This is a genomic window from Virgibacillus salarius (assembly GCF_039521925.1).
In the GTDB taxonomy this organism is placed as follows: Bacteria; Bacillota; Bacilli; order Bacillales; family Amphibacillaceae; genus Virgibacillus; species Virgibacillus salarius.
In genome coordinates this window covers 1-14,368 of the sequence record NZ_BAAACY010000064.1, presented here as the reverse complement: position 1 = coordinate 14,368, position 14,368 = coordinate 1, and the positions used below count along the sequence as shown (strand labels likewise).

Annotated in this window: 16 protein-coding genes; 1 reads left to right on the top strand and 15 read right to left on the bottom strand. The window is 36.5% G+C overall.

Going from position 1 to position 14,368, the window contains the following annotated elements:
• Positions 1-27: 27 nt before the first annotated feature.
• The 15 genes from ABDZ84_RS09005 to ABDZ84_RS08935 form a co-directional block, all read right to left on the bottom strand.
• The gene (locus tag ABDZ84_RS09005) at positions 28-1,506 is read right to left on the bottom strand and encodes a flagellar hook-associated protein 2 (RefSeq protein WP_205388817.1); all 1,479 of its coding nucleotides are present in this window, start codon (positions 1,504-1,506) and stop codon (positions 28-30) included.
• Positions 1,507-1,532: 26 nt separating this feature from the next.
• The gene (flaG, locus tag ABDZ84_RS09000) at positions 1,533-1,895 is read right to left on the bottom strand and encodes a flagellar protein FlaG (protein ID WP_226983542.1); all 363 of its coding nucleotides are present in this window, start codon (positions 1,893-1,895) and stop codon (positions 1,533-1,535) included.
• A gap of 71 nt (positions 1,896-1,966) precedes the next feature.
• Positions 1,967-2,185 carry a carbon storage regulator CsrA gene (gene csrA, locus ABDZ84_RS08995; RefSeq protein ID WP_026682021.1) on the bottom strand — a complete coding sequence of 73 codons (219 nt, stop codon included), beginning with the start codon at positions 2,183-2,185 and terminating at the stop codon, positions 1,967-1,969.
• Positions 2,186-2,188: 3 nt separating this feature from the next.
• The gene (fliW, locus tag ABDZ84_RS08990) at positions 2,189-2,638 is read right to left on the bottom strand and encodes a flagellar assembly protein FliW (protein ID WP_121605681.1); all 450 of its coding nucleotides are present in this window, start codon (positions 2,636-2,638) and stop codon (positions 2,189-2,191) included.
• A 15-nt stretch (positions 2,639-2,653) separates the two neighbouring features.
• Positions 2,654-3,217, bottom strand: a complete 564-nt coding sequence (locus ABDZ84_RS08985; protein WP_026682023.1) for a DUF6470 family protein — start codon at positions 3,215-3,217, stop codon at positions 2,654-2,656.
• Positions 3,218-3,284: 67 nt separating this feature from the next.
• The gene (gene flgL / locus ABDZ84_RS08980) at positions 3,285-4,154 is read right to left on the bottom strand and encodes a flagellar hook-associated protein FlgL (protein WP_026682024.1); all 870 of its coding nucleotides are present in this window, start codon (positions 4,152-4,154) and stop codon (positions 3,285-3,287) included.
• A gap of 9 nt (positions 4,155-4,163) precedes the next feature.
• The gene (flgK, locus tag ABDZ84_RS08975; protein WP_026682025.1) at positions 4,164-5,690 is read right to left on the bottom strand and encodes a flagellar hook-associated protein FlgK; all 1,527 of its coding nucleotides are present in this window, start codon (positions 5,688-5,690) and stop codon (positions 4,164-4,166) included.
• A gap of 23 nt (positions 5,691-5,713) precedes the next feature.
• Positions 5,714-6,208, bottom strand: a complete 495-nt coding sequence (locus ABDZ84_RS08970) for a flagellar protein FlgN (protein ID WP_026682026.1) — start codon at positions 6,206-6,208, stop codon at positions 5,714-5,716.
• Positions 6,209-6,344: 136 nt separating this feature from the next.
• Positions 6,345-6,605 (bottom strand): flagellar biosynthesis anti-sigma factor FlgM, encoded by a 261-nt coding sequence (gene flgM, locus ABDZ84_RS08965; RefSeq protein WP_343781165.1) that lies wholly within the window; start codon positions 6,603-6,605, stop codon positions 6,345-6,347.
• Positions 6,606-6,694: 89 nt separating this feature from the next.
• Positions 6,695-7,105, bottom strand: a complete 411-nt coding sequence (locus ABDZ84_RS08960; protein ID WP_026682028.1) for a TIGR03826 family flagellar region protein — start codon at positions 7,103-7,105, stop codon at positions 6,695-6,697.
• A gap of 43 nt (positions 7,106-7,148) precedes the next feature.
• On the bottom strand, positions 7,149-7,826 hold the full coding sequence (locus ABDZ84_RS08955) for a ComF family protein (protein WP_343781162.1): 678 nt from the start codon (positions 7,824-7,826) through the stop codon (positions 7,149-7,151).
• Positions 7,827-7,830: 4 nt separating this feature from the next.
• Complete coding sequence (locus tag ABDZ84_RS08950; protein ID WP_034679324.1) at positions 7,831-9,213, bottom strand: ATP-dependent helicase ComFA; 1,383 nt, start codon at positions 9,211-9,213, stop codon at positions 7,831-7,833.
• Positions 9,214-9,545: 332 nt separating this feature from the next.
• Entirely contained in the window at positions 9,546-10,388 is an 843-nt protein-coding gene (locus ABDZ84_RS08945; RefSeq protein ID WP_026682031.1) for a DegV family protein, read from the bottom strand.
• Between the two features lie 914 nt (positions 10,389-11,302).
• On the bottom strand, positions 11,303-11,995 hold the full coding sequence (locus tag ABDZ84_RS08940; protein ID WP_026682032.1) for a response regulator: 693 nt from the start codon (positions 11,993-11,995) through the stop codon (positions 11,303-11,305).
• A gap of 120 nt (positions 11,996-12,115) precedes the next feature.
• Positions 12,116-13,255: a sensor histidine kinase gene (locus tag ABDZ84_RS08935; RefSeq protein ID WP_026682033.1), complete on the bottom strand. Its 1,140-nt coding sequence runs from the start codon at positions 13,253-13,255 to the stop codon at positions 12,116-12,118.
• 162 nt (positions 13,256-13,417) lie between these two features.
• Here ABDZ84_RS08935 and ABDZ84_RS08930 point away from each other — a divergent pair, with 162 nt between their 5' ends.
• A complete protein-coding gene (locus ABDZ84_RS08930; RefSeq protein WP_026682034.1) occupies positions 13,418-14,053 on the top strand; it encodes a YigZ family protein in 636 nt (211 codons plus the stop codon).
• Positions 14,054-14,368 lie beyond the last annotated feature (315 nt).

The following is a 14,368-nucleotide window of genomic DNA, read 5'->3' as shown; positions in this document are numbered from 1 at the left end:
GTTCACTCCTTAACTTACATTTTACATTTAAGCGCCAAACTGCGACATTAGCTGTGCTGACTGCTGATTCATCCGTGAAATTGCCTTTTCCATAGCTGTGAATTGATTCCAGTAACGTGTTTCTACTTTAACCAAACGATCCTCAAAAGCTGATATTCTTTTATCCAGATCTTTCATTCTTTTTCCTAATGTATAGTTTTCTAATGTATCTGTACCGCCACCAGCTTTTTCACCAATCTTAGACATTGTTGAACTTAATGCATCTTCTAAACGATTTACCAATCCACGTGATGCACCTTCATCGTTGTTAGTAAATAGCTTTTTCACATCTGCTGGATTATCTTGAAGTGCTTTCCTCAATTCTTTTGGGTCTACGACTAGCTTACCACCATCTAAGTAATTCTTGGATGTTTCAATTCCTATTTGTGTCAAAGAAGTATATTCTCCGCCTGTTTCAACCTTGGAGTACCAGCTCTGCCTTAAATTAAATAATCCTCCTGAAATAGTAGATTCTCCACGAAGCAATCCACTTTTTGCTCGTTCTTCCCACAGTTCGATTTCTTTATCAGACATTTCTTTCTTTTGTTCATCTGTTAACGGTTGGTAATCTCTGAATTTTTCCTCTTGTTGAGAAGAATTTAGCGCCTCGACCACTTCATTGTATTTATCTACAAACTTCATAATAGCTTCATAGGAAGCTTCTACGTCATTGGTGACAGTTAATTTAGCGTTTTTACCATCCGTAGTATTTTTAAATTCAAAGTCAATTCCGTTCAAAGAATAAGAATTGGTTTTAGATTCCATTACTAATCCACTGTTATTATACTCAAACTTAGCATTTTCTCCGCCTTTTTCATTCGCTACATCCATTTTTAGTACAGATTGTAAAAATGATCCATTAGCAAATTGAATCTCAGCACCATCAGGGGCTGTTCCTTGATTGTAATCACCTGTTCTAGTTGTCTCCATAATCACTTTATTCGATTGATTGTCATAAAACATTCGAACATTATTATCATCATTCGATATACGCTTCAGTACATCATTCAGTGTATCTCCTTCCTTTATCGTATAGGAGTACTTCTGTTCATCACCATTTTCATCAAATGTGGAAAATTCAACCTTGGTTCCATGATAGGAAGCGTCTAATTCCTCTGTTGGATCAATCGCAAGTTCTCCTGAACTTACATTAATTGCAGAGCTAGCCAACTGACTTACTTTGACTTGATAAGTTCCATTAGATGTACTCGGTGTAGCTGTTGCTGTAACGGCATCGTCTATCGATGAGCTTACTGATTTCGAATTATACGTATAACTCATTTTCATATCGTACATGAGGTTATCCAGCTCGGTTAATTTCTTATTAATTTCTCGAAATGCATCTCTTTTCCATTCAAGCGTCGTTCTTTCTTGTTCCATTTTATCTAATGGTATTCGTTCAGCACTCATTAGTTTGTTTACGAGTGAATCAATATCCATTCCACTAGCCAATCCGCCAATACGCATCATTATCTCTCCTTTTAAAATATGTCCTATATTTTCTCATCGATTAATATTCCCATGAATTCAGCCATTTCAGCATACATATCTAGCATCTTCTTAGGAGGTATCTCTTTTATAATTTCATCTGTTAATGGATTCACAACAGTGACATAGTACTCATTTAATTTTTCATGGTACTTAAATCGTAAATCTGTTCGCAATGGCTCAATGAAGTTATTCAGCTTAGAAATAGCTGTCTCTAATTGCTTACCTATTACTTCCTCTGTTTGATTTTGTTGTGAGCTGTACCCTTTGTTACCTTCGGATCTTTCCGACATTCTTACTTGGTTGTTACTCTGATCATGAAGCCGTGGATGTGATCCGGTCACTATTTGATCTAACCGCATGCCCATATTACTTCCAACCCTTTTCTTTTCTTTTTATATCGGTACATTAGCAAAATTTATTAAATAGAGTGAAACAACTACTTATTTTTTAATAATTGTACTAACTCATTAGAGATGTTAGCAGCCTGATTATTTTCTTCTTTTATGTCTAAATAAAGCTCTTTGCGATAAATATCGATTGATTTTGGAGCACCAATTCCAATTTTTATTTGATCTCCATCAACAGCGAGTACTTTAACTTCAATATCTTCCCCTATTTGGATGGACTCATTTACTTTGCGAGTTAATACAAGCATCTTTTATTCCCCTTTCACTTTCGAAGAGTGCTTTGGTGAAATCGGTGCTCTTGTCGGATATTCATCTGTATTTATAATTAATTGCTTTCCTTTATTCTTAACAGAATTTATAATGATTGGTGCTTTTAAATTAATGGTACTAGAAGTAAAAGGTGCTTTTAATGTAACAATCGAAAGGACAACTACTTCCTCTTCACTAGATAATTGAAGTATCTCTATTATACTTTCATCCAAATTCAACGTATATTCTTCATAAAGATGATAAGGGTTTACTACAATAAAAGCAGTTTCTTTACTAGTAGTAGACTGAAGAATTTGAAATAATGGATTATCGGGAAAATCAAGCAAAACAAATTGTGTTTCATGATTAAATCCTGGTATTCCTGATGGAAAGTCAAGAACACTTGTTGATTCTATAGCTACCTCTCCAAAGTACTTCGTTTCAATACGCATATTACTTCCCCTCTCCTAAGCATAAAGATTAACAACTTCAATGGTTAAATCCTGGTACTGCTTCATACTTACCGCTACTTCTCCCTGTTTATAGTGGTGCTCCACTTTATTCTGTTTTGCTTCAATGATCGGTTTATTGGTTTTTACATCAATATGTACCTTTGATGGTTGATAATTGACTTTTACAGAAAAAAGGGAAGGAATAAAGGCTATCCCTAAAGATTTTTGTGGGGATTGTGAATTTTGTACAGCTTGATTCACTATGGAATCCCCGTCACGTTCTATCTTCATTAATTCCGTCCCCTGCTGAGCACGTCGTCCCATTCCTTCCAGAACTGCGCTTTTTCCTTTTTCGGCGAATTGCTCATTCCTTTTTATAATAGACATACGGTTCATATCAGCAAAAGCTTTAGTTTGGTCAATTTCCAGCTTGGAAGGAGTCTTTGTAATGGTAACTTCTGCTCTTGGCTGTTGTATTGACAAATCTGCTTTCGGCTGTCGAATAGTTTGATCGCCAGGAATCTGTTCGATTTGAATTTTAGCCATTTGTGAATGCATGCGTAGCTGAGGAAATTTCATTACTAACTACTTCCTTTCATTATGTACAAAAGCCCTGTCACCCAAAAGGGGCAGGGCTTATAAAATGTTAACGAAGAAAATCAATAAGTGAAGGCTGAATAATTCTTGAACCTGCAGACAATGCTGCACGATGTAAGCTTTCCTGTGTAATTAAATTGGTTATTGCCTCTTCATAATCTACACTTTCATTTTCAGCCATTGTTTTCTTTGCAATGATCTCTTGTTCACTTAGTCGATTTTCAACAAGCTCCAAGCGATTCATCCTTGCACCTAAATCTGCACGGGCGTTAACTATTTGATTAATACCAGTATCAAGATCTTCAATACTTGCTCCAATACCAGCTTGGTTATCGTTCCCAAGATTTTCTATGAAGGTATCTATTTTATCAAAAAGTTCGTTACCAAATACTTCTTCTCCATTTACGTTTGCTTGAAGTTCAGTACCAGCTGCAACCGGTATTTTTATTGGATCCGTATTAGCATTAAATCCATTTGTTGCGTCGTATGGGGGCTCTGTTGTATTCGTACCGTTAAATATATACTTCCCATTTACTTGCGTATTGGCTATATTAATTAAATGTTCCTTTAACTGTTCAGCCTCTTTTTTTATATTTTCTCGTTCTTCTTCATCGTAAGTACCAGTGCTAGCCTGAACAGCTAATTCTCTTAACTTTTGCATTGTTTGTGTTGCTTTATCTAAAGCAGCATCAGAATTGTCCATCCAGTTATGAACTTCACCTGTATTTCGCATATATTGCTCAGCTTCATTTACTTGGCTGCGAAAATTTATCCCTTTCATCGCTATTACTGGATTATCAGAAGGGCGATTTATTTTTTTCCCTGTACTTACCTGATCCATATATTGATCAAGCTTCGCATAGCTATTTGATAAATTACGGAGCATATTATTTGAAAGCATACTTTGCGTAATTCGCATTATTTTCCCCTACCTTCCAACAAGTCCCATACTATTTATGATTTTGTCTAACATCTCGTCCATTGTAGTCATGCTTCTTGCTGCAGCATTATAAGCGTGCTGAAACCTAATCATATTTGACATTTCTTCATCTAACGAAACACTACTCACCGCCATACGTTGATCTTCCACTTGAGAACGAAGAATGGCTGTGTTGTTCGTCATTCGATTTGCCTCTTGAGCTTTAACACCCATTTCGCCAATTAATGACTGATAGAAACTGTTGATCGAAGTACTCTCTCCCAATGGGTTTCCATTCAAATTCTTATTATTAAATACTTCAGCTAAATTCAGTGCATTTGCACCTTCTCCATCCGTATCATTTGTACTTGCAGCAATTAAATCTGGGTCATCCAAAATGTCTTTATTGACCGTAATTCCTGCCGCTCCATCTTTTCCATCTTTAAACACAAAGAAGTCAATTCCATCAGACCCATCAAGCGCTTTTCCGTTATGGTGAACCTTATTAAATTCTTCTTTTAACGTATTAGCTAGTTTATCAAGATCAGCTAGCATGTCGGTATATGTACCAGTTACATCCCCATCACCATCAAAATCATGACCATATGAATCTATGAATCCTTTTAGTGAGCCATTCGTATTCATTACATCTAATTGCTGACCATTGACTGAAATTCCACTCACGGCAGCATAAGAATCATTACCATATGTTACCTCTATTTCATTTACTTGCTCTTGACCAGTTTGACCATTGACTAACACAACACTTGGGTTAAATGGTTCCCCTTTTTCATTTACAACTTCTATCGTTGCCATACCATCAGCAATTTCTGGAGAGCCTTCGCCACTTTTGGAGTAAGTAACTTTAATATTCATTTTATTAGAAAGCTCATCAATTAAACGATCTCTTTCATCGTATAAGTCATTTGGTAAGTAACCATGTGGCTCAAGCTCTTTAATTTGTTCGTTAATATTATGAATTTGCCTTAATAATGCGTTTGTTTCTTTTACAGATGTATCAATCTGGTTCTTCAAATCAGAGCGAATCGATGATAATGATTCGGATAGATAATTGAATGTCTCAGCTACTGCAAGACCACGGTTAGCTACTACTGATCTAGCACCTGAGTTATCTGGATTGACAGCTAAATCTTGTAAGCCATTCCAGAACTGATCAATCGTATGAGAGAGTCCACTATCTGAAGGCTCATTTAAAACTCCTTCCATACGACTTAGTGCATCTGCTCTTGCTGCCCAATAGCCAGATTTACTACTCTCAGCACGGTATTGATAATCTAAAAATTGATCACGAACACGCTGAACAGATCCTGCCTGTACGCCAGTCCCCATTTGCCCTGGTATTTGAGGTCTATTTCTAGAACCTGAAGGATACGGGTTCATGGTCTCAAAATTAACCCGTTGTCTTGTATATCCCTCTGTATTTGCATTTGATATATTGTGGCCTGTTGTATAAAGTGCAGATTGTTGAGCAAAAAGTGCCTGTTTTGCCATTTCTAATCCGTGAAATGTACTCATGTGCTACCTCCTAACGAATTCGTTTACGCTTTCGAGTCAAATACGGAACGTTTTGCTGTATCCGTGTTTTTTTCATTCTTATTTCCGTAATTAATATTGCGTATGGTTGGACTCATAACATCCAGTGATAGTTGTACAAATTGCATAGACTGATTTATTAAAGCGTGATTAAGCTGCTCTAGCTGTTTTAATTTCGTAATCGCCTGTGTTAATACTGTTGTCACTGTCGCTAACTCGTTTTTCTCATGACCATCTTTAGCAATTTCAAGTATGGTGGATATTGTTTTATCTTCACTGGCTACATCCATAGCTTGAAACCATGAATTTACAGCCTGAATTCGGTCCGCTTCTGCTTGTTCCGTTTTCCGAATAAGCTTCCTTTCTTTAACTAACAATCCCTGTAGTTCCTCTAAAGATCCTTTTTTTAATAGATCAGTTTTTAGTTCTGAAAGCTCAATCAGCTTATGGTGAAGGTCAACCAATACATCCATGGCTTCTTTTATTTTTTGCAAAGTCAATGACAATCCTCCCTATTCAGAACTTCATTTATTTTTTGACAGATTAGTAGGCAGTGAATTCTCTTCGTAACAGATAAATGCTCGATTCAATCATCATTCTCCCTGCCCATACCTTTTTACTACATTTGGTAGTGCTTTATTTTCCTGACCAAAAATCAATCATTTTTTCAGCTGTTTTGTCATAATTCAGTTTATATTCTCCCGCTTCAACCGCTTCTTTTAATTTCTCAACACGTGCTGAACGAGCAGGATTCGGTTTTTCGTCTTCCTGTAATTGCTTTGCCTGATTAGAAATTTCAATTTGATCTTTTTTCATATCGTGTTTTACTTCCACTTGTTTGTTTATTTGTTGTTTATACGGATTATAATTAGGTTGATTCAATCCATTAATTTTCACTTCCACTCACCTCTTTTGAAAGCTATAACCGGTATCCATTTTATCATTATTAATATCGGTTGTTATACCGGAAAGTTTAAGGAAAAATATTATTTATCAAACATATAGTATGTTTTAACCTTGTCTTTTTTTTGTTCTTGTTTCATCCGCTGCTCATGTTCCTCATATCGCTGTAGCTCTTGTTTTAATTTCTCTGAACAACGTTGACATAGTTTTCCTGATGTAATGACTTCCCCACATTTTTCACACGGATATCCCACGTTCGGAAATTCGGTGGGTCGAAGCCTTTTTTCCTTCACAAACTTGATGATTAGCTCTTCATCAACTCCTGTTTGTTGAACAATTTCACTTAATGTCGCCTCTCGATTCTTGCGCTGTCGTAAAAATTGATAAACCTTTTGAAATGCCTCTTCCTCCCGTTTGTAGCAATTTTGACAAATATCACGAACTCCTTTTACAAATAAGTTGTCACAACGAGAACAATTTGCCAATTCAGCCATTGAAAATTCCCTCTTTTCATTTACATATATATTTTTTCGTACTTTAACCCCTAATTAAGGTAAAACCAAAAACCTCCGGACAACCATTCTCCTTTAGCACTTTTCCTGCATGTCTTAGCGTCGTTCCGGTTGTATATATATCATCGACAAGTATGACTGGTTTGTTAATACTTTTAGTAATGGTAAATGGATTTATCGACTGAATTCTTTCTTTTCTCGATTTTTTCGATTGCTTTTCACCTTCCATACGATGCAATACGAGTTCAGATTTAATTGGTAGAAAATCTGCTAAAATTTTTGCTTGATTAAAACCACGCTCTTTTTCCCTATCTTTGCTTAATGGAATAGGTACGGCTATCGCATGTTTTTTCATGGCAGCAAATGTAGGAGTAAACCCCTTTCTCACTGCGTCGCGGAATATATTGCCCAGTTCAACGTCTCCACGATATTTCCATTTCGCAATAAGTTCTTGCATAAATATATTATATTGAAAAATAGAATAATTAAAAAAGAGTGTATCACGTTCCTTCTCCTTTTCCCACCTTTGGCAATCGAAGCATATTGCTTGATCACATTGTCGACTACATTTGTGGCAACGATCCCCATCAATTTTTTCTAACAGTGAGTCACAATACACACATAGTTTTTTTATATCTGGAAAAAAGAAATTTTGCCAGGTCAGCTGCTGTATGATTGGTTCGGAGCACCATAAACAATACAATTTTTTAAAACCCTCCCTGTTTATTCATTTCTTTTATCATTTCAACTGCTTTGATCATAGCTATTGTTTTACCGTCATGAAAGAAAATAATTTCACCGGTAGGATCATCAAAACTTCTTCCAGCCCGCCCTGCGATTTGGACAAGGGCCGCTTCATCGAATACTTCATGTCCTGCATCAAGCACAGCAACATCAACAGCTGGAAACGTAACACCACGTTCTAAAATAGTAGTTGTCAATAATACTTGGATTTCTTTTTCACGAAATTGTTTGATCTTCCAATTCCTATCTTCATCTTGAGCATGTACGCAACTTAATGCCGAGGGCATTATAATAATCCCATGCTTTAGAAAAAACGTCGTAAGCGATTTTTCAAATTTTCTCATGATTTCTACCGTTGGTAAAAAAATGAGTAGCTGTCTACCTTTATTTTCCCTCTGTTGTATCCAGTGAAGTAGTGCTGGTGGTGGAGTTGAATATTGAAGGTTTTTTCTTAATGATCTACATAGTTTTAATTTTGGAATTGGTAGTGGATATCCATGAAATCTTATTGGGACAAAAGTATACGACAATTGCTTTGTTGCCATTTGTAATCGGAATTTCAATCTGGGTGTAGCGGTTAAATAGATGGTAGTGCTGTTTAGCTTCTTTGCTCGCTTAGCGGCAAAAGCAAGGGATGGATCCTTATGATAAGGGAATGCATCAATTTCATCGATAATTATTAAGTCAAAGGCATGTTGAAAACGTAAGAGCTGATGAGTAGTACAGATAACCACTTGAGCAGTTGCTAATTTAACTTTACTCCCCCCATATAATGCATCTATAGGTACAGTTGAAAATGCTTTTTTAATACGAGGTTTTAATTCTAGAACAACATCTGTTCGGGGGGTTGCTATACAAATTCTCATTCCATACCGGAGAGCTTCCTCCATTCCTGGAAAAAGCATCTCAGTTTTTCCAGCTCCACAAACAGCCCAAATGAGCAAGGTGCTTTCCCGTTTCTGTATAGTCTGTACAATGCGTTCTGCTGCTTTAGCCTGCGCAAGTGTTAATTCTCCGTTCCAAGAACAAGCAGCTTCATATTTTTTCCAAGTTGGTATGGCTCCACTCCATATATAAAGGCATTCAGATTTAATAACTTTTCCCATCTCAATACATTTTCTACAATAGATAGAAGCTTTATCAAGGCTAGAAAATAAAAATCTATGTCGATTACCACAACGCTGGCATTTCCAAGTAAAACGCTCACGTACTATTGATGGTACTGGAGTAATAAGGCGATGATTTAGGAGTGTGTGAAATTGTCTATCATCTAGAGGTATCTCTTTTCTTAATAGTAACTTTCCGGAGAGTAATAAGGCGATGGTATCTAAATGGAGAGCCTTCATTTGCTGCAAATAAAATCACTTCCTTTCTCTAAAAAGTATGGTTATCTAATTATAGATAAAGTGAAGCTTCAATCCGTGGGGGGGTTTTGGATTGTTAGGTGAACCAATCGGACATTTACTGGCAGTTGATCCCACTCTTATCCATAGTGGTTCACTTTATTGCTTAAGGTGGGGGCTTACTGCCAGTTATATGCGAGGATAAAGAAGTGGTAGAGGGTAATTCAGTAAAAAATGAATGATAGTTTTTATGGAGAAATTGAGGCTTTACGATAGAGCTATCCTTCCAATGAGTAGACAGGAGCTGCATATTAGGCAGCTCCATAAGTTGAAGCTTATTTCTTATACCAGCCTACACCGAGTGCACCTTCACCGAGGTGTGTTCCAATAACAGGACCAAAGTAGCTAATCGAAGTATCCATCTCTGGATACTTCTCCAAAAAGCTTTTTTGCAACGCAATGGCATCTGATTCAGCGTTTGCATGGATAAAAACAACTTTTAATTGCTTGCCTTCACCTGCATCCTCATCCAATAATCCTAGGATCCGATTAATTGCTTTTTTCTTTGTACGGATTTTTTCAAAAGGAACAATTATTTTATTAACAAAATGTAAGATTGGCTTAACCTGTAATAAGCTCCCTACGATTGCTTGGGCACCATTTAACCTTCCACCACGTTGTAAATTACTTAGGTCATCTACCATGAAATAGGCCCGTAGTGATGACTTTATTTCATCAAGGCGTTCCATAATTTTCGTTGGTTGTTTACCTTCTTGTATCATTTCAACTGCCTCTAATACATAAAACCCCTGTGCCATACAGCTTATTTCAGAGTCATAGGGATACACTTCTATACCTTCAACCATTTCTCCTGCACTTGCAACTGCTTGATACGTACCACTAATACCACTAGAAAGATGAATAGATATGACCGCATCATAATCCTTGGCTAATTCTTCTAATTTGGACGTGATTAACCCTATAGATGGCTGTGATGTTTTTGGAAGTTCCTTTACCTCTCTTAATTTCTCGTAAAATTGATCGGTTGTAATATCTATTTCTTCTTGAAAGGATGCTTCTTCAAACTGAACGCTTAAAGGAACCATATGTATCTGTTTTTCTTCACGAACATCTTTGGTTATGTAAGCTGTACTATCTGTCATTACAGCGATTTTCATGACACCTTCTCCTCTTTACTAATGTTTTACGGTCATCAAATTAGTACTATTTGAATAATTTTCATGTGTTTGTAGTAACTGTTATATAAAGTGAACCTTCCATCCGTGGGGGGTTTTGTTTTTCCCCACGGATGGTTAGTACCACAAGGGTATGACCTAAAGGCCCTTAAACCAATCGGACATTTACTGGCAGTTGTTCCACACTTACCCATATTCGTTTCACTTTATTGCTTAAAGTGCGGATCTTACTGCCAGTTATATGCGGGATAAAGTGAAACTTCCATCCGTGGGGGTTTTGTTTTTCCCCACGGATGGTTAGTACCACAAGGGTATGACCTAAAGGCCCTTAAACCAATCGGACATTTACTGGCAGTTGTTCCACACTTACCCATATTGGTTTCACTTTATTGCTTAAAGTGCGGATCTTACTGCCAGTTATATGCGGGATAAATCCGACATTGGTATTAATTCTATTTTATATATTTCGTAGCTAAAAAATAGCGTTTCAATAGTTTCTGTCATCTGCCCTGTTTCCATACTCTATTCACAAAAAAACGTCGCTACTAACTGCTGCACGTTAACTAGCACTAATGTTATATTACACTCATTTATTTTACATGAACCTATTAAAAAATGCATCAGTAAAGTGAAAAAAGCACGTGCATACTTCAAGTTAAAACGAAGGTAATTGGAGCATTTCTATGGTTCCTTTAAAGCTGATACAGATACTATGCCGGAAACTATCACCAAATGGATTCATATTCATAGAGCGAATGAATTATAATATACAGGACTTCGTATTAGCAAGCAAAAATATACGATAAAAAAATAACTCTGATACCTTCTTACGTAGTATCAGAGTAAACATCTATCATATATTAAAAAGGAAATGTAGCAGAACATCATGTGAATGGCTAGACTACTTCAACCCAACCTTTTCGTATCGCTGAAACAACAGCTTGTGTACGGTCATTTACATTCATTTTCTGTAAAATGTTACTAACATGGTTCTTAACCGTTTTTTCACTAATATACAGCGTTTCTGCTACTGCACGGTTGCTTTTTCCATCTGCTAACAGCTGTAATACTTGACATTCTCTTTTTGTTAATAAATGTAATGGCTTGCGATATTCAATACCATTTTCTGAAATATTAGAGGCATTTTCTTTAGCAAGTCTCCGATATTCCATAACTAAATTATGTGTAACTTTTGGATGAAGGTAGGAACCACCGTCACTAACAACCTTTATCGCATCAATTAATGCATCTGAATCCATTTCTTTTAGTAAGTATCCTTGCGCCCCTGTTTTTAAAGCATGGGTCACATAGCTTTCGTCATCATGTATCGATAGAATAATAACGTTTGTATTTGGAAAATAACGAACTAAATCAGATGTTGCCTGTACCCCATTCATATTTGGCATATTTATATCCATTAATACGACATCAGGATTATTTTCCTTAACCAGCTTAGCTGCGATTGATCCATCGTCGCCCTCTGCTACAACTTCAAAAGAAGGCTCAAAGTCTAATATTCTCTTTACTCCTTCACGAAATAGCTTATGATCATCAATTAATACAATACGTATTTTTCTTTCTGTGTTCATCGTTATGTTCCTCCTACATCTTATTCTATTCATTTACCCTAGTAGTTTACTATGATAGAACTATGTTCTCTCTTTATTTTAAGTAAGGTGAGATAAAACTCTATTTAACCTATTATACCGCTATGAGGGTACATAGGGAACCTTAATGGAGATAGTTGTACCTTTTCCTATCATGGATTTAATATCCATTTTTCCTTCTAGCATCTCTACGCGTTCACGCATTCCAATTAATCCAAACGACTTATCTCGCTTCATGGATGGGTCAAATCCCTTTCCATTATCTTTAATAATCATCGTTAAATTATTTTTTGCTATTTCAAGCTTAACCTGAATTAACGATGCTTCAGCGTGTTTTACCGCATTTTGTAGCGCTTCCTGTACGAGCCGAAAAAAAGCAATCTCATATTTCTGATTTAATCGCTTTTCTTCTCCCATAGATGTAAACTCAATTTTCAAATCGTTATAGTCAGAAATAGTAGCGACATATTTTTTTATCGTAGGTATTAGTCCTAAATCATCAAGCGCCATTGGTCTAAGGTCATATATAATTCTACGTACTTCATATAAAGAAGAGCGGATCATCTTCCTAACACTCTTAATCTCAATAAGTCCTTGATCGATATCCTGCTTACGGAAATTTCTTTCTACCAATTCAGAACGCAAGAGGATATTCGCAAGCATTTGTGCTGGGCCGTCATGTATTTCTCTAGAAATCTTTCTTCGTTCTTCTTCCTGTGCTTCAATAATTTTCAGACCAAATTCTTGTTTTTCCTTTGCTTCTTCAATCATTTCGTTCACTTGTCGAAAATCATCATGTAAATAATTTAGTACGACAGAGATTTTCCCAGCCAATCCTTCTGCTCGCTCTATCGTCTGATTTAAAGAAATCAACCTTCGCTCCAGATCGTCTCGCTTTTCACGTAAAACACTTTCTTCCTGACGCAGAACAGCTAGCTTTGTTTGCATGGCATGTGTCATTTCGTACACTTCTCGTATCTCATTTTCAGAATAACGATCAAAATATTTGCTAACTTCAGCTAACCGTTGTCGAGAAAATCGGACTTTTTGCTCGAGCTGATCCCCGTCTTCGATATGTTGCATTACCTTGACCTTTGTTTCCTTCAATTCCTTAACGAGATGTTCATGTTCATTTCTAGCTTCTTCACTAATGTTAAAAATTTCATCTTTGCTGTTCTCAACCACTTCAATCATTTCATTGATAATATAATCTAATGCTCTATCACTGATTTTCTGCGCCATCATTATCCACCAACCTATGTTATAATTATACGCACATATTAATATTTTTTATAGGGTCTTTTTGCATACTTAGTGATTATTTATTGTGAAACTTTTTTCTTATGGTATGTTAATTTTTATATCCCTTATTCTATCATGCTTGAATAGGAGGAGTGAACACAGGTGCTAGATAGTTATTTAACAGTAAAACTTGAAGGTCGAGATGAGCTAACCATCCAAAAATCTCGTTTTATCGGCTACGTTAAGCGTGTAGAGACAGAAGAAGCTGCACAGTCATTTATCCAAGAAATAAAAAAGAAGCATCATGATGCCACACACAATTGCTCAGCCTATCTAGTAGGTGAACATGATCAAATTCAAAAGGCAAACGACGATGGTGAACCAAGCGGGACTGCTGGTGTTCCAATACTAGAAGTATTAAAAAAACAACACCTAAAGGATACGGTTGTGGTTGTTACCCGTTATTTTGGTGGTATAAAATTAGGTGCTGGTGGTTTAATCCGCGCCTACGGAAGTACTACTTCACAAGCGATTAAGACTACTGGTGTAGTAAAACGTCAACGGATGCAAGGTTTTTCGGTTACGGTTGATTATACGCAATCAGGGAAGCTAGAACATGAAATTCGTCGTTCCAAATATCGATTAGAGGGGATAAACTATTCAGACAAAGTAGAGTTTGTAGTCTTCGTTGAAATTGGTCAAGAAGAGGAATTTAAAGAAACGATCGTAGATTTAACAAGTGATCAGGCTGTAATGACTCCAACGAATACGATTTATATGGAAATAGATATGAATTGATATTAAGGAAGCTGAGACAAAACACAACTTCTTTACTCAAAATACGAATAATCATGTTATCAATAGGATTATCATCGCCGCACTGTGAAACTATACGCTCTTTCCGTGGGCACGGCCTCAGCTAACCTGGTAAAGAAAAACACGTTATCAAGCGGATCTTCGGACGCGTGCTGTTCCCGCCGGAGTCTCGCCTATTTCAGGTGCTAAATTATAATTTTCATCAAAAACGAACGATAATTAATTTTAACTAATTAGGTGGTTACCCCCAAAAGTTAGAGTTTATACTATGCAGCTGATTGGCTGGATTGCGTTCGG